The following is a 20,959-nucleotide window of genomic DNA, read 5'->3' as shown; positions in this document are numbered from 1 at the left end:
GAGTCGGGCTTTGCTTTGTACCAGAGGCGTTCGCGCTTTTCGCTCACACTACGCAACCATGAAAGTTCTACTCGCCGAAGACGACCTCATGCTGGGCCGGAGCATGGAGCGCGGGCTGCGCCTGGCCGGCTTTTCCCTGGACTGGACGCAGGACGGCCCGCAGACGCAGGCCGCGCTGCGCGAACAGACCTACGCCGTGCTGCTGCTCGACATCGGCTTGCCCGGGCTGGATGGCCTGCAGCTGCTGCAGTGGCTGCGCTCGGAAGACCGCCCGGTACCCGTGCTGGTGGTCTCGGCGCGCGACGCCGTGAGCGACCGCGTGGCCGGCCTCAACCTGGGGGCCGACGACTACCTCACCAAACCCTTCGACCTCGACGAGCTGGTGGCGCGCGTGCACGCGCTCGCGCGCCGGGGCAGCGGGCGCGCCCAGCCCGAGCTGCAGTTCGGCCGCCTCACCATGCGGCCGCTGCGCCGCGAGGCCCTGCTCGACAACCAGCCCGTCACCCTGGCCGCGCGCGAATACGACCTGCTGCTCGCCCTGATGGAAAACCCGGGCACCGTGCTCTCGCGCGAACAGCTGGAAAGCCGCCTCTACGGCTGGCAGGAAGAGGTGGCGAGCAACGCAGTGGAGGTGCACGTGCACCACCTGCGGCGCAAACTGGGGGCGGCCTGGATCAAGAACGTGCGGGGCGTGGGCTACAAGCTGGTCGCCGCGGCATGAACTCGATCCGCCAGCGCCTGCTGTTCTGGCAGATCACGGCGCTGGTCGTCACCAGCGTGCTGGTCAGCGCCTTCACCTACCACCTGGCCTGGCAGGCCTTCAACCGGGTGCGCGATTTCGGCATGGAGCAGATCGCGCATTCGGTGGTGCGGCACGGCGTGCGCCCCCACAGCTGGGCCCTGGACCCACCCGAGCACGCGGCACCGCGGCCCACGGCCCGCCCGGCCCCGCAGGACAACCCGCCACCCTGGGTCACGGACGACCTGGGCCGCTTCATCAGCCAGATCTGGTCCACCGACGCGGAGCTGTTGTACGCCTCGGTCGAGGGCATCGGCCCGCCCTTGCAGGAGCCCGGTTTTCACAACGTCGAGTGGTCGGGCGAAGCCTGGCGGGTCTACACGCTGGTGGACGACGAGGAAATCGTGCAGATCGCCAAGACCGCCAGCGACCGCGCCAGCAGCTTCGCCCAGATGGCGCCCTGGCTGCTGGTGCCGGTGGCGGTGCTCGTGCTGCTGCTCGGCCTGCTGATCCGCGTGGCCGTCAACCGCGCGCTGGCGCCGCTGGAGGCGCTGGGCCAGGACATCCGGCGGCGCGACGAAAAAGACCTGCAAGCGATCGCCACGGACGGTTTGCCCGAGGAGGTCGCGCCGCTGGGCCAGGCGCTCAACCAATTGCTGGAGCGCGTGTCGCGCCTGCTCACGCGCCAGCGCCAGATGCTGGCCGACGCCGCCCATGAATTGAACACCCCCCTGGCGGCCGTCAAGCTGCAGGCCCAGCTCACGCGCCGCGCGCCGCCGGGCGAGCGCGAGGCCGCGCTGGATGAACTCGACCAGGGCATCGCCCGCAGCACCCACCTGGTGGCGCAACTGCTGCAGATGGCGCGGCTGGAAGCGGATGGGCGCGAGCGCCAGCCCGTGCCGCTGCGGCTGGATCAACTGGCGGCGGACGTGGTGGCCGCGTTTTCGGCCCGCGCCGAAGCCCGTGGCATCGATCTCGGGCTGGACAGGCGCGAGGCCGCCACCGTGCTGGCCGATCCACAGGACCTGCGGGTGCTGCTCGACAACTTGGTGGACAACGCCTTGCGCCACACGCCCCCGGGCAGCCGGGTGGACCTGCACGTCGAGCAAGCCGAAGGCCGTGCCCAGCTGAGCGTCAACGACAACGGCCCCGGCATTGCCGAGGCCGATCGCCAGCGGGTGCTGGAGCGCTTCGTGCGCCTGAACCCGCAGAACGAGGCCACCGGCAGCGGCCTGGGTCTGGCGATCGTGGCGCAGATCGCCCAACAAAACGGGGGGCTGCTGACCTTGGCCAGCAGCCCCCCGGGGGGTTTGAGCGTGCGCGTCGCTTTCAGCGCACTGCCGACCACTTAGCCGCCGTTGGCGCGGCGCGATTCGACCAGCTCGGCGCGCACTTCAGCGCGCGTCTTGCCTTCAGCCAGCACCGGCTGGGCGTACTTGCCGGGGAACAGTTCGTTGGCCTTGGCGCCGGTCTGGCGATCGGCCACGTAGTCGCCCGTGCGCAGGGCTTCGGCCAGCTCGGCCTTCACTTCGGCGCGGGTCTTGCCCACGGCGGCGGTGGCGGCCACGGCCTTGTCGGCGCGGGCTTGGGCGTACTGGGCTGGGAACAGCTCGTTGGCCTTGGCGCCGGTCTGGCCGTCGGCCACGATGTCACCGGTGCGGATGGCTTCGGCCAGCTCGGCCTTCACCTCAGCGCGGCTCTTGCTCACGGCCACGGGTTGGGCGTAGAGGTGGGGGGCGAGGTCCTTGTAACGGGCACCGGTTTGGCCGTCGGCGATCAGGTCACCGTTGCGTTGGGCCTGGATCAGTTCGGCGCGGACTTGTTCGCGGGTCTTGCCCACGGAGGCATCGGCGGCGAAGGCGTGGCCGGCAACGAGGGTGGAGAGGGCGATGGCAACAACAGACAGCTTTTTCATGACAGTTTCCTTGGAGAGGGTTGAACATGCCGGTCGGTCCGTTGTGCGGTCTGGCCGGCTTCGATGCCTCTGCGGAGGGGTTTGCGTGCATCGATGGGATGAACTGTAAAGTTTCTGAATCAGAAGAAAAACAGCATTGAAACGACTATTGTGTTTCTAATTCAGCAATAATCACGGTTTTGACACCCGGGAAAACCCTTTAAAGGAGCTTTGTTATGGACCGCCTGGCCTCGATGCGTGCCTTCCAGAAAGTGATCGATGAAGGGGGTTTTGCGGCGGCGGCGCGCGCCATGGACATGTCGCCCGCCGTGGTCACGCGGCTGGTGGCCGACCTGGAAGACCACCTGGGCACCCGCCTGCTGCACCGCACGACGCGCCGCGTCTCCCTCACCGACGCGGGCGAGAACTACCTCGACCGGGTGCGCGTGATCCTGCAAGAGCTCGACGAGGCGCACGCGCTGGTGAGCTCGCAGACCAGCGAACTCGCGGGCGTGCTGCGCCTGCTGGCACCACCCGTGCTCGCCACGCACGTGCTCGCCCCCCTGGTCAGCGGCTTTCGGCAGGCCTACCCCAAGATCCTGCTCGACATCGACGTGGATTCCCCCCGCGAGCCCCCGATCCAGGACTACGACATCACGCTCATGGGCGCTCAGGCCTCGTTCGATGCCAACGTGATCGCGCGCAAGGTGCTCTCCAGCGTCACCGTGCTGCTGGCCTCGCCCAAGTACCTGCAGCGCAAGGGCACGCCCGTGCGGCCCGAAGACCTGGAGCGGCACGACTGCCTGCGCTTCAAGCCCGCGACCGGCCGCACCCGGGGCTGGCGCCTGCTGCACGAGACGGACGAAGCCCGCTTCGTCGACATCGAGGTGCAGCCCGTGCTGTGGGCCAACCACACCGACACCCTGATGCACGCCGCGCTCGACGGCGCGGGCATCACCGCCACCACCATCGAACTGGCCGCGCCGATGATCGAGAGCGGCGACCTGGTGCGCGTGCTCAACCCCTGGATCACCGACCGGCTGACGATGTACGCGGCCCTGCCCAGCCGCAAGTTCATGCCGCGCCGCACCGAGGTGTTTCTGGACTACCTCATCGAGCAGACCCGCGCCCGCGTGAGCAGCGCACTGGCGACCTGCAACAGCTGCTGACGCACTCCGTTACACAAAACCCGGCACCGCCTCAACCCCGTCGAGGCGGTTCGTTCGTTTCAACCGGCTCCATCCACTGTTCGCGGAGCCCGCATGAAACCCCTCCCCTCTTTCCGCCTCGCCCTGTCCCTGGCCGCCGCGCTCGCGGCCCTGACCTCCTCGCCGGCCCAGGCCGTGGGCCGGCTCACCGACATCCAGGTGGTCGACCGCGACAGCGGCGAAACGCTCACGGTCTACCGCCACCTGGGCGAGCACTGGGTCGCCGGGCGGCCCGGCGCGCGCTACGCCGTGTCGGTGCGCAACGCCACGCCGGGCCGCGTGCTCGGCGTGGTCTCGGTCGACGGTGTGAACGTGATCTCGGGCGAGACCGCCGCCTGGCAGCAGACCGGCTACGTGCTCTCCCCCTGGCAACAGCACGCCATCACCGGCTGGCGCAAGAGCGATGCCGAGGTCGCGGCCTTCCACTTCACGGCATCGAGCGCCTCGTACGCCGAACGCACCGGCCGCCCGGCCCACGTGGGCGTGATCGGTGTGGCCGTGTTCCGCGAAAAACCCCTGCCACCACCGCCGCCGGCGGTGGTGCCCTGGCCCTCGCTGCGCGAGCAGAGCGGCGCGCAGAACCGCTCTTCGGCCGCCGACGCCGCCGCCGAAACGCAGGCCGAGAGCGAAGCACCACGCGAACGCGCCGAGTCGCTGGCCGCGCGCCGCATGGCCCCCGCCGCGCCGGCGCCGCGCCTGGGCACGGGGCACGGCGCGCGCGAGGATGCGCCCATCACCCACACCACCTTCGAGCGGCGCAGCGACCGGCCCGATGAAGTCATCCGCATCCGCTACGACAGCCGCGAGAACCTGATCGCCATGGGCATCATCCCCACGCAGGCCGTGCCGCCCAGGCCCAATCCCTTCCCCGGCGCCGTGCCCCCCGGTTACGCGCCCGACCCCGAGTTGATGGTCCCCCGGCTCCCATAATCGCGGGCATGTCCGAAGAGGCCGTGCCCGCCGATGAAACCCTGATGCAGGCCTTTGCCGCGGGCGATGCGCGCGCCTTCGAAACCCTGTACGACCGCCACGCCCTGCCGGTGTGGCGCTTCGTGCAGCGCAGCGTGCACGACCGCGCGCTGGCCGATGACCTGGTGCAGGACGTGTGGTTCTCGCTGATCCGCCAGGCCCCGCGCTACGAACCCCGCGCGCGGTTTCGCACCTGGCTGTTCACCCTGGCCCACCACCGCCTGGTCGATCACTGGCGCACCCACAAGGCCCACGCCAGCCTCGATGCGGAAACCGACGACGGCGCCGCCCTCGCCGACACGCTGGCGGCCGATTCGGGCTTCGGCCCGGTGCGGCAGCTGCAGTCGCGCGAGCAGGCCCAGGCCTTGCTGGACGCGCTCGCCGCCCTGCCCCTGCCGCAGCGCGAAACCTTCCTGCTGCAGGCCGAAGGGGGCCTGAGCCTGGCCGAGATCGCGCAGGCCACGGGCGTGAACGCCGAAACCGCCAAGAGCCGGCTGCGCTACGCGCGCGAGCGCCTGCGCCAAGCCCTGGAGGCCTTTGCATGAAGCCGCAAGACGAACTGCTGCAGCGCTACCGGGAGGCCAACGCACACGACCCCGCGCGCCCCGACCCGGCCCTGCGCGAGAAGGTGCTGGCCGAGGCGCGCACCGCCGCGGCCCAAGCCCGCGAAACCCCTGGGAACACAAAGCCGCCGGCCGCCAACGATTCGGCCTGGCGCTGGCGCGCCTTCGGTGGCCTGGCGGTGCTGGGCCTGCGCAACGCTGGTGGTGCTGCAGTTCGATCGCGGCACACCCGAGGAACGGGAGATCGCCCTCGGCGAGGCCCAGGCGCCCTCCCGCGCAGCCGCACCGGCAGAGGCCCCGGCCGCCGCGCAGGAAGCCGCACCCGCAGCCGCGGTGCCGCCCGAACCCCGGCCCACCCCGCCGGCCGCACCGCGCCCCTTGCCCGAGCATCCGAAGCCGCGCGGTCCAGCACCCGCAGCCACCTTGCCGCCCCCCGCGCCGCCAGCTCCAGCGCCGGCAGAAGCACCTCCTGTCGCCCCCGGTGCGGCCAACAGGGCAGCGGAGGCCGAAGCCCCTGCCGCCGCATCGACCGACATGGCGACCACGCCCCGTGCCCGTGGTCTGGCACAAGAGCAGGCCCCCGCCGCCCTGTCGGCGCGGCGTGGCGCACCCGCACCCCAGGCCATCGCACCGCTCTCGCCCGCCGCGGCCCTGCTGGCCGCCGCCGCGCGTGGCGCGGTCGCCGATGTGCGCGACGCGCTGGCCCAGGGGGCGGACGTGAACGCCGCCGACGCGCGGGGCCGCACCGCGCTCATGCTGGCCGCGCAGCGCGGCGATGCCCCGCTGGTGCGCCTGCTGCTCGGCGCAGGCGCCGACCCCGAGCGCACCGACCGCGATGGCCTGCGCGCCATCGATCTCGCGCAACAGGCGGGACACGCCGAACAGCTGCCGTCGCTGCAGGAGCGCGGACCGCGCTGAGTCCCGTCGCTACCATGGCGGCATGAACACCCCAGCCTCTTCCTCCTCCGTGCATTTCGGCCACCAGGGCCGCGTCGTCCTCGTCACCGGCGGGGCCCAGGGCATCGGCGAAGCCTGTGCGCGCCGCTTCGCGCGCGAAGGCGCCAAGCTGGTGATCGCCGACGTGGCCGACGCGCGCGGCCGCGCCCTCGCGCGCGAACTCGGCGGCACCTACATGCATTGCGACGTGGGCGACAAGGCCGACGTGGACGCCATCGTCGCACTGGCGCTGGACAGCCACGGCCGCATCGACGTGCTGGTCAACAACGCCGGCATCTTCAAGGCGGCCCACTTTCTGGACGTGAGCGAAGAAGACTTCGACGAGGTGCTGCGCGTCAACCTCAAGGGCGCCTTCCTCATGGGCCAGGCGGTGGCGCGCACGATGGCGCAGCAGGCCGATGGCGGCAGCATCGTGAACATGAGCTCGGTCAATGGCGTGCTCGCCATCCCCAACATCGCCAGCTACAACGTGAGCAAGGGCGGCATCAACCAGCTCACCCGCGTGATGGCGCTGGCGCTTGCCGACCACGGCATCCGCGTCAACGCGGTGGCGCCCGGCACAATCGCCACCGAGCTCGCGGCCCAGGCCGTGCTCACCAGCGAAGAGGCGCGCCACAAGATCCTGAGCCGCACGCCGCTCAAGCGGCTCGGCGAACCCGACGAGATCGCCGACGTGGTGGCCTGGCTGGCCAGCGACGCGGCGAGCTACGTCACCGGCGAGATCGTCACCGTCGACGGCGGGCGCATGGCGCTGAACTACACCGTGCCGGTCTGAGCGCTGCCCTGCTTCACGCGGGCCGGGGCCGCGCCACCACGGCTTCGCGGATCGGCAGGTGGATCAGCGCCGCGCCCACGGCCAGCACGATGTCGATGTACCAGACCCAGTCGTAGCTGCCCGTGGCCTCGAACACCTGGCCACCCAGCCAGGCACCGAGAAAGCCCCCACCTGGTGCGCCAGCATCACGATGCCGAACAGCATCGGCCATGTTGCCGGTGCCGAAGAACTTGGCCACCAGGCCCACGGTGGGCGGCACCGTGGAGAGGAAGGTCAGGCCCATCACGGCGGCGAAGGTCAGCATCACGGCCTCGGTCTTGGGCGCCAGCAGGAACACCAGCACCGCCACCGCGCGCGAGGCGTACACCAGCGAGAGCAGCGACTTCATGCGCCAGCGGCCCACGGCCCAGCCCATGGCCAGGCTGCCGATGATGTTGAACAGACCGATCACGCCCAGCGCCCAGGCACCCACCGGCGCCGGCAGGCCGCACGCGGCCACCACGCCGGGCAGGTGCGTGGCGAGGAAGGCCACGTGAAAGCCGCACACGAAGAAGCCGGCCGAGAGCAGCAGGTAGCTCGGCGTGTTCAGCGCCTGGCGGATCGCCTGGCCGGTGGGCAAGGCCACCGGCGCGGGCGCCGCCCCGGCCTTCGCCGCCGGGCCCGGACCGCGCAACACCCAGGCCGCGGGCAGCGCCAGCAGCACGATCAGGCCCAGCGCCTGCAGCGCACCGACCCAGCCCAGGCCCAGCGTGAGCGCGGCGGCCAGGGGCGCCATGAGGAACTGGCCGAACGAGCCGCCCGCGTTCACGATGCCGGTGGCAATGCCCCGGCGTTCGGCCGGAATCAGGCGCGCGGTCGCCGCCATCAGCACCGAAGGCCCGGCCATGCCGGCGCCGCCGGCGGCGAGCACGCCGATGGCCAGGATCAGGCCCCAGGTGCTGGTCATCAGCGGCGTGAGGTAGGTGCCCAGCGCCACCAGCAGCACACCCGCGAGCAGCACGCGCCCGGCGCCGATGCGGTCGGCCACGGCGCCCGCGAAAGGCTGCGTGAGCCCCCACCAGAGCTGGCCGAAGGCGAACGCCAGGCTGATGCTGCCCACCCCCAGACCGGTGGCGGTGTTCAGCGGCGAGAGGAAAAAGCCCATGGTCTGGCGCGTGCCCATGGTCAGCGCGAAAGCCCCGGCCGCGGCCAGCAGCACCAGCCACCACACATAGGGCGCGCGCGCGGGGCGCGGCGGCGGTCAAGGTTTCAGTCTTCATGGGTGTCTTCCTCGTGAAACGCGGCCAGCCCCTGGTCCAGCAGCCCGTGCAGTGCCGCCACGGTGGCCAGGCCCAGCTTGTCGTTGAGTGAGAGTTGCGCGGCCTTCCAGCGCCGCTGCGCCTGGCGCCGCAGCTCCAGCCCGGCGTCGGTGATGTGCACGAGCCGGCTGCGCGCATCGACCCCTTCGCCCATCGCCAGCCAGCCCGCCGCGATCATGGGTTGCAGGTTGCGCGTGAGGGTGGAGGCGCCCATGTCCATGCGCCGGGCCAGCTCGCCGGGCGCCAGCGGACCGAGGCGGTCCACGTGCGTCAGCAGCGAGTACTGCGTGATCTTCAGCCCCGAGCCGGCCAGGTGCTGGTCGTAGTGCTGGGTCACGCGGCGCGTGAGCTGGCGCAGCTTGAAGTTGGTGCAACCCACCGGGGTCGGCGATGTCACCTGGGTGTCGGCATTCATGAGACGATTGTATCTACAATACTTGTACCTGCAAACAAAAAGGAATTCAACCATGACCGTCGAAGAAACCCAGGCCCAGTGGATCCAGCAATACGAGGCCGTCGTGGCCCGCATGAACGCCGGCGCGGGCGTGGGCCTGGCGGACCCCGCCGATCTCGCGGGCCTGACCGGCATGCAGCAGATGCAGGCCATGCTCGACGGCAAGCTGCCCTACCCGCACATCGCCGACACGCTGGACTTCTCGCTGGTGGAAATCGGTGAAGGCCGGGCCGTGTTCCAGGGCCAGCCCCAGCTCAAGCACTACAACCCGCTGGGCACGGTGCACGGCGGCTGGTACGCCACGCTGCTGGACTCCGCCGTGGGCTGCGCGGTGCACACCGTCATGCCGGTGGGCCGGGCCTACACGACGGCGGAACTCAGCGTGAACATCGTGCGCGCGGCCTCCTACAAGAGCGGCCCGCTGCGCGCCATCGGCACGGTGGTCCATGCCGGGCGGCAGCTGGCCACCGCCGAGGGCCGCATCGTGGGACCCGACGGCAAGCTGTACGCGCATGCCACAACGACCTGCCTGGTCTTTGAAGTGCCGTCAAAATAAGGCCCATGCGACTTCTACACACCATGCTGCGCGTGGGCAACCTCCAGCGCTCGATTCACTTCTACACCCAGGTGCTGGGCATGCAATTGCTGCGCACCTCCGAGAACCCCGAGTACAAGTACTCGCTGGCCTTCGTGGGCTACGAAGGCAACCCGGCCCAGGCCGAGATCGAACTCACCTACAACTGGGGCACCGAGAGCTACGAACTCGACACGGCCTACGGCCACATCGCCCTGGGCGTGCCCGACGCCTACGCGGCCTGCGAGAAGATCAAGGCGGCCGGCGGCAACGTGACGCGCGAGGCCGGCCCGGTCAAGGGCGGCACCACGGTGATCGCTTTCGTGACCGACCCCGACGGCTACAAGATCGAGCTGATCCAGCGCGCGGAGAAGGAAGCGGGCCAGGGCCTGCGTTGAACGCCTGCCGGGCGTGGACGAAAAAAGCCCGGCATGCCGGGCTTTTTTGTGGGCGCTCAGGCCAGCTCAACGCACGATCAGCACTTCCACACGGCGCGCTTCGGCGTTGTTGCCGGTGCCGGCGGTCTGCTCGGGCTTCTTCAGCTCCACCGCGCCTTCGGCCACGCCCGCGCCCACCAGGGCACTGCGCACGGCGATGGCGCGCTGCTTTGGCCAGCTCGGCGTTGAAAGCCGGGTCGCCGGTCAGGTCGTGAAAGCCCGACAGCACCAGCTTCTTGCCGGCCTTGGCCGCGGCGATCGCTTCGCCCAGCGCATCGAGCGCGCCGGCGGCCAGGTCGGCCTTGCCAGACGCGAAGTAGAACTTGACCACGCCGTTTTCCACCACCACGCTGGCGTCGTCGCCCACCGGAGTGACCGTGGTCACAGCCACAACGGCCGCGACCGGAACCACTGCCGCCGGGCCGGCACTGGGCGCGGACTGGCGCGACTTGTAAATGCCCATGCCCAAGGCAAGGCCTACCGCCAACAGGATCGCGCTGATCAGCACCACCGCCACAACGCGGTACTCGGGTTCGTCATCCTGAGAGGACATGGGGAAACACTCCGTGAAGAATAATGGGAAAGAACTCGACAAAGATTGTAAATGGCCGACCGTGACACCCCGAGGACGCGCGCGCTCCACGACCCTGCCCTGAGAAACGGCGCGCAGATGATGGCCCATACGCTGGCGCAATGGCGCGCGCAGGGGCCGCGTCCAGACCTCTGGGTGTTCGCCTACGCCTCGCTGGTCTGGCGCCCCGAGTTCGAGGCCGCCGAGCAGCGCCCGGCGCGCGTGCGCGGCTACCACCGCTGCCTGCAGATGTGGAGCCGCGTCAACCGGGGCACGTATGAATGCCCGGGCCTGGTGTTCGCGCTGATGCCCGGCGGCAGCTGCGCCGGCCTGGCGCTGCGCGTGCCGCACGAGCAGGTGGAAGCCCTCATGCCGGTGCTGTGGGCGCGCGAGATGCCCAACCCGGTCTACGACCCGAGGTGGCTACATTGCGACACGCCCCAGGGCCCGGTGCGCGCGCTGGCCTTCACGCTCTCGCGCCAGAGCCCCAGCTACACCGGCACGCTGAGCGACGAGCGCTACCGCGAGATCTTTGCCCGCTCCTGCGGGCGCTATGGCACCACGCTGGACTACGCGCGCCAGACCTTCGAGGGCCTGCTGCACCACGGCATCCACGACCGGGCACTGCAGAAGCTGCTGGCGCTCGCCGATTGACCCGACACAAGGCCCCGCCGGGGCCTCGCTCCTATACTGCCCGCATGAACATCGCCGACCTGCGCAAGAGCTACGAAAAGGCCGAACTCAGCGAGTCCGCCTCGCACGCCGACCCGCTGCAACAGTTCGACCAGTGGCTCAACGAAGCCATCCGTGGTGAGGTACCTGAACCCAACGCCATGACGCTGCGCACCGTGGGCTCGGACCTGCGCCCGAGCACGCGCATCGTGCTCATCAAGGGCTGCGACGAACGCGGCATCGTCTGGTACACCAACTACCAGAGCCGCAAGGGCCGCGAGCTCGCGGGCAACCCGTTCGCCGCGCTGCAGTTCCACTGGGTCGAGCTCGAGCGCGTGGTGCGCATCGAGGGCACGGTGGAAAAGGTGAGCGACGAAGAGAGCGACGCGTACTTCCACAGCCGCCCGCTGGACAGCCGCATCGGCGCCTGGGCCAGCCCGCAGAGCGAGGTGATCGAGAGCCGCACGGTGCTCGTGACCAACGCCGCGAAGTACGGCGCGCAGTTCCTGCTGAAACCGCCGCGCCCGCCGCACTGGGGCGGCTACCGACTCAAGCCCGACACCTGGCAGTTCTGGCAGGGCCGCAAGAGCCGCCTGCACGACCGGCTGCGCTACACCGCGCAGGCCGACGGCGGCTGGCTGCGCGAGCGGCTCGCCCCCTGAGGCCCGGCACGCTCAGCTTTTGGCGGGCGCGTCAGCGCCGAGCAGGTACTCGCGCACCAGTTCGCGGGCGCGGTGCAGGCGGCTCTTGACCGCGCCGGGCGGCTCGCTCAACCGTTGAGCCATCTCCGCGATGGTCAGTTCCTCGAAATCGCGCAGCAGCACCACCTCGAGGTAGTGGGCTGGCAGCGACTCCAGGGCATGGGCCAGGTCGATCCGCAGCGCACCATCCGGTCGGTCCAGCATCTGCGCTTCGGCGATGTCGTCGGTCAAGGGTTCATACCGGAACAGGCTGCGCGACAGTTTGCGGCACTCGCGCTGGATCACCGTGAACAGCCACGACGAGAACGCCGCGGCCGCCCGGAGACTTTGGACCTTTCGCGAGACCACCAGCAAGGATTCCTGGACCGCATCATCGACGTCGCTGGCGTGGCAGTGCTTGTGGGCATAGCGGCGCGCATCCGTCTGGCACAGGGCCAGCAGGCGGGCGATGGCGGCCGGGTCGCCGGTCTGTGCCACCAGGATGAGGTGGTCGCGGTCCGCCACGCTGTCCGCCATGCTCAGGCCCTCTTGTCGAGCTGGCGGCCCAACATCGCGCACATCGGGCAGAAGCCGACCAGGCCGCTCAGGGCCAGCACGGCGCCCATGACGCCGGCCCCCACGGCGACGTTCGAGACGCCCCAGTTGACCACCGCGAAAGCGATGGCAATGGCGCCCATGACCACCCGCACCACGCGCTCCCAGTTCGGGACATTCTTGACATAGATCACCATGCACTCCTTGTTGGCCGAGGAAGACCCTCAAACCCTAAGAGGCGGCAACGGAGGCAAACGGTTCGCGCCGGTGGCAAAAAAAACGCGCCATCGGGCCCCGGCTCCTTCAAGGCCGGACGCCCACCTCGATCGGCCCCGCGCGCTCGATGCGCTGGCCCGCCACCGCCCGCAGCGCGGCGGCGCTCACGAGTTGCGGCGCGATCTCCGCCAGAGGCACCTGCACGAAGGCGCGCTCGCCCATGCGGGGATGCGGCACGGTGAGCCGCGTTGAGTGAATGCGGGCCTCGCCGTACAGCAGCAGATCCAGGTCCAGCGTGCGCGGCGCGTTGCGGTAGGGCCGCTCGCGGCCTGCCGCCTGCTCGATGGCCTGCAGCGCGTCGAGCAAGGCGGGCGCGGTGAGCGTGGTGGCGACCTCGGCCACGGCGTTGAGGTAGTCCGGCCCGCTGGAATCCACCGGTGCCGTGCGGTACAGGCTGGAGGCGCGCTGCACCCGCACACCAGGAACGGCATCCAGGGCCGCAAGCGCCTCGCGCAAGGCCTTCCCGGCGTCCCCGAGGTTGGCGCCCAGGGCCACATGGGCCGTGACCTCGGCGCGCGGCGCGGCCATCACGGTGGTGTCAGCAGACCTCAGCCGCCGGCCTCGTCCGAGCCACCACCGCCACCTTCGACCGGTCCCGCGCCGTTGGGCTTGCGGCGGCGACGGCGGCGCTTCTTGGCCGGTGCCGAACCCTCGTCCAGCGGGGTGTCGTCCGACGGCGCATCCCCACCCTCGTCGCCTTCGACGGGGCGGAAACGCGGATCGACTTCGTTCGGTTCGGCAGCGGCCGCCGCCGGGTGGTCCGCGTCCGTGCGCTTGACGCGCCGGGCCTTGCTGGCGCCCGGCTTCGCCAGGTTCTCGCGGCGCTGCGCGTCCACCATGTCCTCGCGCATGGCGTCGCTCGCCGTGCTGAAGGTTTCCCACCAGTGCGCGAGTTCTTCCTCGACCTCACCGACCTGCCCGCGCAGGCGCAGGAAGTCGAAGCCAGCACGGAAACGCGGCTGCTCGACCAGGCTGAACGGGGAGGTGCCCACGCGCTTGTCGAAGCGCGGCTGCATCATCCAGATCTCGCGCATGTCCGCGCCGAGCTTGCCGCGGCCCGACACGTCGCCGATGCGGGCCTCGAAGGCGTCGTCCACCGCCGCCTGCAGGGCCGCGAAGGGCGCGGGCGGGCGCTGGTTCGGGCGCGGCGTGAGGTGCTGGTTCCAGGCCTTGCGCACGTCGGCCCAGAGCACGCAGGCCAACAGGAAGCTCGGCGCCACCGGCTTGCCTTCGCTCACGCGGCGGTCAGTGTCCTGCAGGGCCAGCTTCACGAAGTCGTCGTCGGCGCGCTGCACGACGATGTCGAGCAAGGGGTAGATGCCCGTGCCCAGGCCCACGGCCTTGAGCTGCTCGATGCTGGCCAGCGCGTGGCCGGTCTGCAGCAGCTTGAGCATTTCGTCGAACAGGCGGCTCTGAGGCACATCGGCCAGCAGCGTGTGCGACGAGGCCAGCGGCGCCAGCGTCTTGGCGTCGAAGGTGAAACCCAGGCCGCTGAGCTTGGCGGCGAAACGCACGGCGCGGATGATGCGCACCGGGTCTTCGCGGTAGCGCGTGGCGGCGTCGCCGATCATGCGCAGCGTGCGCTTCTTGGCGTCGCGGATGCCGTGGTGGAAGTCGACCACGGTCTGCGTCTCCGGGTCGTAGTACATCGCGTTGATGCTGAAGTCGCGCCGGGCCGCGTCCTGCTCGATCGGGCCCCAGACGTTGTCGCGCAGCACGCGCCCGCTGGCGTCCACCGCGTGCTTCATGCCCGCGAGTTCGCCCTTGCTGGTGCGTTCGTTGCCCGCCACCTGCTCGGCCGCGGCGTTGTCCATGTAGGCGCGGAAGGTCGAGACCTCGATGACCTCGTGCTCGCGCCCCCGGCCGTAGATCACGTGCACGATGCGGAAGCGCCGGCCGATGATGAAGGCGCGGCGGAACAGGCCCTTGACCTGCTCGGGCGTGGCGCTGGTGGCGACGTCGAAGTCCTTGGGCCGCAGGCCCAGCAGCAGGTCGCGCACCGCGCCGCCCACCAGGTAGGCCTCGAAACCGGCCTGCTTGAGGGTGTGCACCACGTCCAGCGCGCGCTGGTCCACCAGCGAACGGTCGATGCCGTGCACGCTGGCCGGCACGTCTTCGCGCTTGCCGAAGGGGTTGGCACGGCGGCCGGCAGGGGCGCTGGACTTGCCCAGCAGCCGATCGATGAATTTCTTGATCATTCGAATAGGTTCAGTGTGCGCCAGCCCCGCTCGAGGGCAATGGCGCGGAGCCGGGCATCCGGGTTGGTTGCGCACGGGCTCGTTGACTTTTTCCAGCAGCGGCAGGTCGTTGATGGAGTCGCTGTAGAAAGTGCTGTGCTGCACGCGCGACCAGTCCAGTCCCCGTGCGGCCAGCCATTGTTCCACACGGGCGATCTTGCCCTCGCGGAACGACGGCGTGCCCCGGATGGCCCCGGTGGGTTCGCCGCGCGCGTCGCGCTCGAGTTCGATCGCGATCAGTTCGTCCACCCCGAAGGCCCGGGCGATCGGGCGGGTGACGAATTCGTTGGTGGCGGTGACGATGACCACCGTGTCGCCGGCGGCCTGGTGGCGCCGCAGCAGCGCGCGCGCGGGCTCGTGCATGGCGGGCTCGATCACCTCGCGCATGAAGCGCTCGTGCGCCTTCTGCGACACCGCCATGCCGTGCTCGCGCACCGCCTCGATGGCGAAGCGCACGTAGTGGTGGATGTCGAGCGTGCCGGCCTTGTAGTCGGCGTAGAAGCCGGCGTTGGCCTGGGAGAAACCTTGGGCATCGCGCCAGCCAAGCGAGACGGTGAACTCGCCCCAGGCGTAATCGGAATCGAGCGGGATCAGGGTGTGATCCAGGTCGAAGAGAGCCAATCTCATTCGTTTTCCAGCATGGATTTGATCAGGGGAATGGTGATGGCGCGCTGCGTGCGCAGCGCATAGGCGTCGAGCTGGTCGAGCAGCATCATCAGGCTGGAGAGATCGCGCGAGAAGCGGCGCAGCATGAAGTCCATCACCTCGTCGCTCAGGAACACGCCGCGGTCGTCCGCCGCGCGGCGCAGCACGGCGCGGCGTTCGGTTTCGCTCAGCGCCTGCAGCTGGAACACGTGGCCCCAGCCCAGGCGGGTGCGCAGGTCCTCGCGCAGGCGCAGGTCGGCCGGCGGGCAGGTCGCCGCCGCCAGCACCCAGCGCGAGGCGCCGTGCGCCGGGCTCTGCGCGTTGACGAACCAGTTGAAGGCCGCGGCCTGCTGGGCCGCGGTGTAGAGGTGGCAATCGTCGAGCAGCACCGCGTCCCACTGGTCGTCGAACTCGGTCGGGTCCAGCACGGTGGCGTCCAGCCAGCCCACGCGGCCGCCTTGCTCGCGCAGCGCCTCGCGCACCGCGCGCAGCAGGTGCGTCTTGCCGCTGCCGCTCTCGCCCCACAGGAAGGTGGGCACCGGCGAGCGCAGGGGGTTGTTGGTCCACAGGCGCAGGTGCTCGATGGCGGCCTCGTTGCCGGCCCCCACGAAGTTGGTCAGGGTGGGCAGCGGCGCGAAGCCGATGTCCAGCGCCATCTGGCGCATGGGGGGTGTGGGTCCGGCGGTGCTCATGCCTCGGGGCTTTCCGGCACCGCCGCGCGCGGGCCTTCCAGGTACAGCGCGCTGGCCATGTAGCTGCGGCGCAGGCGGCGGATCGCCACCAGCAGCACCGCGCTGGCGGGCAGCGCGATCAGCACGCCCACGAAGCCGAACAGGTGGCGAAAGGCCAGCAGCGCGAAGATGACGGCGATCGGGTGCAGGCCGATGCGCTCGCCCAACAGGCGCGGCGTGAGGTAGAGGCTTTCCACCACCTGGCCTACGCCGTACACGGCGGCCACCAGGGCCACGCCCAGCACGGTCTGGAATTCGAGCAGCGCGGCCAGCAGGGCCAGCACCAGGCCCAGGCCGAAGCCCAGGTAGGGCACGAACACGGCCAGGCCGGTGAACACGCCGATGGGCAGCGCCAGGTCGAGGCCCACGAGCGCCAGTGCCACGGTGTAGAACACCGCCAGCACGCCCATCACCAGCAGTTGCCCGCGCAGGTACTGGCCCAGCACCGCATCGGTCTCGTCCAGGAAGCTCTGCACGCTGGCGCGCCAGCGCGGCGGGATCAGCGACTTGGTGCGCTCGACCAGGTTGTCCCAGTCCAGCAGCAGGTAGTAGGCCACGATGGGCATGAGAAACAGGTTGCCGAACACAGCGGCCAGCGCGCTGCCGCCGATGCGCAGGGACGCCAGCAGGCTCTCCAGGATCTCGCCTTCGTGACCGGACACCAGCTTGGTCAGCCAGCCGCGCACCAGGCTCACGTCCACCGACAGGCTCACGCCAAAGCGCCCGGCCAGCGGCGTGAGCCAGGCGTTGAGCCGGTTGAGCAGCTCGGGCACCTGCTCGCGCAGCAGCGGCACCTGCTTGGTGATGACGGGCACGATCAGCAGCAGCACCGCCAGCAGCACCAGCATCAGCAGGGTGATCGCCAGCCCCGCGCCCAGCCAGCGCGGCACGCCCTTGCCGTGCAGGCGCTCCACCAGCGGGTGCAGCGCATAGGCCAGCACCGCGGCCAGCAGAAAGGGCATCAGCACGGGGGCCAGCAGCGAAAGCAGCAGCCAGATGACGACCGCGATCGAGGCCCACAGCAGGGCTCGGATCTGGTTGGAGGTCAGGGGCATGGGGCGGGGGTTGGGCGGGGTGGGCAAGGGATGCGGGAGAGCAAACCCTTAAAATCAGGGGCAAATTCTATCGGGCCACCCCCCAGGGTACCCGAAAGTCCCCTCCCACCCGCGTCCAGCCCATCGACCCGCCCCGCCCTGCGCCGGGGCCGACCGCCCATGACCACCCCCTCCACCCCTCTTTCGTACAAAGACGCCGGCGTTGACATCGACGCGGGCGACGCCCTGGTCGAGCGCATCAAGCCGCTGGCCAAGAAGACCATGCGCGAAGGCGTGCTGGCCGGCATCGGCGGTTTCGGCGCCCTGTTCGAGGTGCCCAAGCGTTACAAGGAACCGGTGCTGGTCTCCGGCACCGACGGCGTGGGCACCAAGCTCAAGCTGGCGTTCGAATGGAACATGCACGACACCGTGGGCATCGACCTGGTCGGCATGAGCGTGAACGACGTGCTGGTGCAAGGCGCCGAACCCCTGTTTTTCCTGGACTACTTCGCCTGCGGCAAGCTCGACGTGGACACGGCCGCGGCCGTGGTCGGTGGCATCGCCAAGGGCTGCGAGCTCAGCGGCTGCGCGCTGATCGGCGGTGAAACCGCCGAAATGCCCGGCATGTACCCGGCCGGCGAGTACGACCTGGCCGGTTTCTGCGTGGGCGCGGTCGAAAAATCCAAGATCCTCACCGGCCAGAGCGTGCAAGCCGGCGACGTGGTGCTCGGCCTGGCCTCGCACGGCGTGCATTCCAACGGCTTCTCGCTGGTGCGCAAGTGCCTGGAGCGCGCGGGCGCGAACCTGCCCGCCACGCTGGACGGCCAGCCGTTCCGCGAAGCGATCATGAAGCCGACCCGGCTCTACGTGAAGAACGTGCTGGCCGCGCTGGCCGCGCACCCCATCAAGGCGCTGGCCCACATCACCGGCGGCGGCCTGCTGGAGAACATCCCCCGCGTGTTGCCCGAAGGCACGGCCGCCCACCTGGTAAAGGGCAGCTGGCCGCAGACCGAGCTGTTCGCCTGGCTGCAGAAGACCGCCGGCATCGACGACATCGAGATGAACCGCACCTTCAACAACGGCATCGGCATGGTGGTGGTGATCGCCGCCGACCAGGCCGCCGCCTGCGCCGCCACGCTGCGCGGCCTCGGTGAAACCGTGCACGAGATCGGCAAGATCGCGGCACGCGGCGAAGGCGCCGCCGTGGTCGTGGCCTGAGTCCCGCCTTCCAGAGACACCGAGGGTCCGGCTTCGCCGGCCCAAGGTGTCGCCCCCCTTCAGGGGGGAGCGGCGAAGCCGCGCAGGGGGTGCTCCGTTTCAGCGCTTGAGCTGCCCGAGCACGCGCTGCTTGATCTGATTGAAGGCCGTGCCCGTGCGCTCGCGCGGGCGTGGCAGGTCCACCTCGATCACGCTCTGCACCCGGCCCGGCCGGGGCTCCATCACCGCCACGCGGTCGCCCAGGAACACAGCCTCGTCCACGTCGTGCGTGACGATCACCACGGTGATGCGCCGCTCGCGCCAGATGCGCAGCAGTTCTTCCTGCATGTGAGCCCGGGTGATCGAATCGAGCGCACCGAAGGGCTCGTCCATCAGCAGGATGTCCGGCCGCGAGACCAGCGCGCGAGCGATGGCCGCGCGCTGCGCCATGCCGCCCGAGAGCTGGTGCGGCCAGGCTTGCGCGAACCCCGTGAGGCCCACGAGTTCGAGCTGTTCGCGGATGCGCGCCTCGCGCTCGCGCCGGCTCAGGTCCAGGCTGTCGAGCCCCAGGCCGATGTTGTCCGTGACGTTGAGCCAGGGAAACAGGCGGTGGTCCTGGAACACCAGGCTGCGCTCCACGCCCGGCCCGGCCACCGGTTCGCCATCGATCAGGATGTCGCCATCGAAGCGGTCGTCCAGCCCCGCGATCAGGCGCAGCAGCGTGGACTTGCCACAGCCCGAGGCACCGACGATGCCCAGGAACTCGCCGCGCGCGATCTCCAGGCCGATGCGCTGCAGCACCGGCAGGTCCTGCCCCTCGATCCGGTAGGTCTTGCCCACGTTGCGCAGGCTCAGGGCGGTGGGGGCGACCGCCTCCAGGGTGGGGGTGCTCATCAGCGGGTTCTCCAGGGAATGAGGCGCAGGAAAAGAAGCTGCGCGACGCGGCTCAGGCCGTAACCCACCAGGGCCATCACCAGCACACCGATCAGCACCAGGTCCATGCGGAACACGTCGCGCGCGGTGGCGAGGTAGGCGCCGATGCCCCGGCCGGTGCCGATCGCGTATTCGGAACCCACGGTGCCGATCCAGGCCGTCAGCAGCGCGAGCTCCACGCCGGTCAGCACCGAGGGCAGGATCGCGGGCAGCACCAGCCGGCGCAGCCGCAGCCAGGGCCCAAGCCGCACGATCGCGGCCACCTCGCGGTAGGCCGGCGCGATGCCGCGCACGCCCTGCTCGGTGTTGAGGAAGACCGGGAAGAAGGTGGAGATCGAGATGAACACGATCTTCACCAGATCGCCGTTGCCGAACCAGGCGGTGAGCAAGGGAATCCAGGCGAACAGCGCGACCTGGCGCAGGCCGTGCACGGTGGGCGCGACGGCCAGTTGCGCCGGTCGCGACAGACCGACGGCCACGCCCACGGCGATGCCCAGGCTGGCGCCGATGAGAAAGCCCAGTGCCACGCGCACCAGGCTGCTGGCGGCGGCCGACCAGATCTGGCGGCCCTGTTCGTCGAAAAACGGCGCGGCCAGCACCTCGTGCAGCGGCACCATCAGCGGGTGGGCAATGGCACCGGTGTCGACCAGCAGCAGCCAGGCCGCGCCGATGGCAAGCGGCAGCCAGGCGCCCGGGGGGATGCGGGTCTCAGCCATGGCCGGGCGCCCAGCGGCTCAGGCCGCGTTCGAGCCGGCGCAGCAGCAGGTCCAGCGCATAGCCCGCCACCCCCACGACCACGATGCCGACGATCACGATGTCGAGCTGGAACAGCTTGCGGCCCCAGACCATCATGTAGCCGATGCCTTCGGTGGCCGCGAGCATCTCCACCACGATGAGCGCGATGAAGGCATGGCTCAGGCCCAAGCGGAAACCGCTGAACACGGTGGGCAGGCAGGCCGGCAGCGTGAGGCGGGTCAGGCGCGTCCAGGGCCGCAGGCGCAGCACGCGCGCGGCTTCGAGGTAGGCCACCGGAATGTTCCGGATGCCGCGCGAGGTGTTGAGCACCACGGGCACCATCACGGCCTTGGCGATCACGATGACCTTGAGCGCCTCGTCGATGCCGAAGATCAGGATGAGGATGGGAATCCAGCCCAGCGTGGGCACGGCGAACAGCGCGCGCAGCGTGGGCTCCAGGTGGCTGCGCGCGCGCGCCGACACGCCCAGCCAGATGCCCAGCGCCAGCCCCAGCGGCCCGCCGAGGGCCAGGCCCGAGCCGATGCGCTGCAGGCTGATGAGGAAGCCGTCGAGCAGTTCACCGCCGCGCGCCAGTTCCAGGAAGGTGTCCCAGACCAGCGCGGGCGCCGGCAGGATCTGTGGCGGCACCCAGCCCCGCACCGCCGCCCACTGCCAGAGCGCGACGATGGCGGCCGGCAGGGCCAGCGCCAGCAGCAGGCGCCGCAGCGGGGCCGGCAACGCGGTGCGCCAGGGCCAAGCCGCGGTGCGCGGCAGCGGCGAGGCGCCGACCCCGTCGGCCAGGTGTTCGAGGGCCGCCATGGATCG

At 70.3% G+C, this 20,959-nt stretch carries 23 protein-coding genes and 3 pseudogenes; 12 read left to right on the top strand and 14 right to left on the bottom strand.

All coding sequences use genetic code 11. From position 1 onward, the window contains the following. Positions 1-58 precede the first annotated feature (58 nt). Complete coding sequence (locus tag ACFJGX_RS12235) at positions 59-721, top strand: response regulator (protein WP_382328475.1); 663 nt, start codon at positions 59-61, stop codon at positions 719-721. Next, positions 718-2,091, top strand: a complete 1,374-nt coding sequence (locus ACFJGX_RS12230) for a sensor histidine kinase (RefSeq protein WP_382328473.1) — start codon at positions 718-720, stop codon at positions 2,089-2,091. The genes ACFJGX_RS12235 and ACFJGX_RS12230 overlap by 4 nt, the downstream gene beginning before the upstream one ends. Here the strand turns inward: ACFJGX_RS12230 and ACFJGX_RS12225 are convergent. Beyond that, a complete protein-coding gene (locus ACFJGX_RS12225) occupies positions 2,088-2,654 on the bottom strand; it encodes a DUF4148 domain-containing protein (RefSeq protein WP_382328471.1) in 567 nt (188 codons plus the stop codon). The genes ACFJGX_RS12230 and ACFJGX_RS12225 overlap by 4 nt on opposite strands. A 215-nt stretch (positions 2,655-2,869) precedes the next feature. Here ACFJGX_RS12225 and ACFJGX_RS12220 point away from each other — a divergent pair, with 215 nt between their 5' ends. The 5 genes from ACFJGX_RS12220 to ACFJGX_RS12200 all read left to right on the top strand — a co-directional run bounded on the left by ACFJGX_RS12220 (position 2,870) and on the right by ACFJGX_RS12200 (position 7,105). After that, positions 2,870-3,802 (top strand): LysR family transcriptional regulator, encoded by a 933-nt coding sequence (locus tag ACFJGX_RS12220; RefSeq protein WP_382156172.1) that lies wholly within the window; start codon positions 2,870-2,872, stop codon positions 3,800-3,802. Positions 3,803-3,895: 93 nt separating this feature from the next. Further along, positions 3,896-4,771: a hypothetical protein gene (locus ACFJGX_RS12215; RefSeq protein WP_382328469.1), complete on the top strand. Its 876-nt coding sequence runs from the start codon at positions 3,896-3,898 to the stop codon at positions 4,769-4,771. Positions 4,772-4,779: 8 nt separating this feature from the next. Beyond that, complete coding sequence (locus ACFJGX_RS12210; protein ID WP_382321047.1) at positions 4,780-5,355, top strand: RNA polymerase sigma factor; 576 nt, start codon at positions 4,780-4,782, stop codon at positions 5,353-5,355. Positions 5,356-5,907: 552 nt separating this feature from the next. After that, positions 5,908-6,291, top strand: a complete 384-nt coding sequence (locus ACFJGX_RS12205) for an ankyrin repeat domain-containing protein (protein WP_382321049.1) — start codon at positions 5,908-5,910, stop codon at positions 6,289-6,291. Positions 6,292-6,313: 22 nt separating this feature from the next. Next, on the top strand, positions 6,314-7,105 hold the full coding sequence (locus ACFJGX_RS12200; RefSeq protein ID WP_382321051.1) for an SDR family NAD(P)-dependent oxidoreductase: 792 nt from the start codon (positions 6,314-6,316) through the stop codon (positions 7,103-7,105). 13 nt (positions 7,106-7,118) lie between these two features. Here the strand turns inward: ACFJGX_RS12200 and ACFJGX_RS12195 are convergent. After that, positions 7,119-8,315 (bottom strand): annotated as a pseudogene (locus ACFJGX_RS12195) (MFS transporter). 38 nt (positions 8,316-8,353) lie between these two features. Continuing rightward, positions 8,354-8,818, bottom strand: coding sequence for a MarR family winged helix-turn-helix transcriptional regulator (locus ACFJGX_RS12190; RefSeq protein ID WP_382321054.1), 465 nt, complete (start codon positions 8,816-8,818; stop codon positions 8,354-8,356). Positions 8,819-8,870: 52 nt separating this feature from the next. On the opposite strand from ACFJGX_RS12190, the gene ACFJGX_RS12185 reads away from it, so the two are divergent. Next, complete coding sequence (locus ACFJGX_RS12185) at positions 8,871-9,413, top strand: PaaI family thioesterase (RefSeq protein WP_382328467.1); 543 nt, start codon at positions 8,871-8,873, stop codon at positions 9,411-9,413. 5 nt (positions 9,414-9,418) lie between these two features. Further along, positions 9,419-9,829, top strand: coding sequence for a lactoylglutathione lyase (gene gloA, locus ACFJGX_RS12180; RefSeq protein ID WP_382321056.1), 411 nt, complete (start codon positions 9,419-9,421; stop codon positions 9,827-9,829). A 66-nt stretch (positions 9,830-9,895) separates the two neighbouring features. Here gloA and ACFJGX_RS12175 read toward each other — a convergent pair. Then, positions 9,896-10,421: pseudogene (locus ACFJGX_RS12175) on the bottom strand (OmpA family protein). 51 nt (positions 10,422-10,472) lie between these two features. Between ACFJGX_RS12175 and ACFJGX_RS12170 the strand changes: the two are divergent. Both ACFJGX_RS12170 and pdxH read left to right on the top strand, forming a co-directional pair. After that, positions 10,473-11,093, top strand: a complete 621-nt coding sequence (locus ACFJGX_RS12170; protein WP_382321060.1) for a gamma-glutamylcyclotransferase — start codon at positions 10,473-10,475, stop codon at positions 11,091-11,093. A 44-nt stretch (positions 11,094-11,137) separates the two neighbouring features. Then, entirely contained in the window at positions 11,138-11,773 is a 636-nt protein-coding gene (gene pdxH, locus ACFJGX_RS12165; protein WP_382328465.1) for a pyridoxamine 5'-phosphate oxidase, read from the top strand. A 12-nt stretch (positions 11,774-11,785) separates the two neighbouring features. On the opposite strand, the gene ACFJGX_RS12160 is transcribed toward pdxH, so the two are convergent. The 7 genes and pseudogenes from ACFJGX_RS12160 to ACFJGX_RS12130 form a co-directional block, all read right to left on the bottom strand. Then, complete coding sequence (locus tag ACFJGX_RS12160; RefSeq protein ID WP_382321063.1) at positions 11,786-12,328, bottom strand: RNA polymerase sigma factor; 543 nt, start codon at positions 12,326-12,328, stop codon at positions 11,786-11,788. 2 nt (positions 12,329-12,330) lie between these two features. After that, positions 12,331-12,540: a DUF2892 domain-containing protein gene (locus ACFJGX_RS12155; protein WP_382328463.1), complete on the bottom strand. Its 210-nt coding sequence runs from the start codon at positions 12,538-12,540 to the stop codon at positions 12,331-12,333. Between the two features lie 109 nt (positions 12,541-12,649). After that, complete coding sequence (folK, locus tag ACFJGX_RS12150; protein WP_382325685.1) at positions 12,650-13,150, bottom strand: 2-amino-4-hydroxy-6-hydroxymethyldihydropteridine diphosphokinase; 501 nt, start codon at positions 13,148-13,150, stop codon at positions 12,650-12,652. Between the two features lie 20 nt (positions 13,151-13,170). Next, positions 13,171-14,820, bottom strand: a complete 1,650-nt coding sequence (gene pcnB / locus ACFJGX_RS12145) for a polynucleotide adenylyltransferase PcnB (protein WP_382321067.1) — start codon at positions 14,818-14,820, stop codon at positions 13,171-13,173. After that, positions 14,817-15,486: pseudogene (locus tag ACFJGX_RS12140) on the bottom strand (HAD family hydrolase). The gene pcnB and the pseudogene ACFJGX_RS12140 overlap by 4 nt, the downstream one beginning before the upstream one ends. Beyond that, positions 15,483-16,169, bottom strand: a complete 687-nt coding sequence (hda, locus tag ACFJGX_RS12135; RefSeq protein WP_382163911.1) for a DnaA regulatory inactivator Hda — start codon at positions 16,167-16,169, stop codon at positions 15,483-15,485. Before hda ends, ACFJGX_RS12140 begins: the two are co-directional and overlap by 4 nt. Before the next feature lie 23 nt (positions 16,170-16,192). Continuing rightward, positions 16,193-17,290 carry an AI-2E family transporter gene (locus tag ACFJGX_RS12130; RefSeq protein WP_382321069.1) on the bottom strand — a complete coding sequence of 366 codons (1,098 nt, stop codon included), beginning with the start codon at positions 17,288-17,290 and terminating at the stop codon, positions 16,193-16,195. 159 nt (positions 17,291-17,449) lie between these two features. Between ACFJGX_RS12130 and purM the strand changes: the two genes are divergently transcribed. Next, positions 17,450-18,487 (top strand): phosphoribosylformylglycinamidine cyclo-ligase, encoded by a 1,038-nt coding sequence (purM, locus tag ACFJGX_RS12125; RefSeq protein WP_382321071.1) that lies wholly within the window; start codon positions 17,450-17,452, stop codon positions 18,485-18,487. A 99-nt stretch (positions 18,488-18,586) separates the two neighbouring features. On the opposite strand, the gene ACFJGX_RS12120 is transcribed toward purM, so the two are convergent. The 3 genes from ACFJGX_RS12120 to ACFJGX_RS12110 are packed head-to-tail and all read right to left on the bottom strand — an operon-like array spanning position 18,587 to position 20,953. Beyond that, positions 18,587-19,360, bottom strand: coding sequence for an ABC transporter ATP-binding protein (locus ACFJGX_RS12120; protein ID WP_382321073.1), 774 nt, complete (start codon positions 19,358-19,360; stop codon positions 18,587-18,589). Beyond that, positions 19,360-20,115, bottom strand: a complete 756-nt coding sequence (locus ACFJGX_RS12115; protein ID WP_382321075.1) for an ABC transporter permease — start codon at positions 20,113-20,115, stop codon at positions 19,360-19,362. Before ACFJGX_RS12115 ends, ACFJGX_RS12120 begins: the two co-directional genes overlap by 1 nt. Continuing rightward, a complete protein-coding gene (locus ACFJGX_RS12110; RefSeq protein ID WP_382321077.1) occupies positions 20,108-20,953 on the bottom strand; it encodes an ABC transporter permease in 846 nt (281 codons plus the stop codon). The genes ACFJGX_RS12115 and ACFJGX_RS12110 overlap by 8 nt, the downstream gene beginning before the upstream one ends. Positions 20,954-20,959: the final 6 nt, after the last annotated feature.

It is taken from the genome of Hydrogenophaga sp. UC242_50, from assembly GCF_042697355.1.
Taxonomy (GTDB): Bacteria; Pseudomonadota; Gammaproteobacteria; order Burkholderiales; family Burkholderiaceae_C; genus Hydrogenophaga.
The sequence above is the reverse complement of the archived record's forward strand: the minus strand, read 5'-3'. Positions and strand labels throughout refer to the sequence as shown.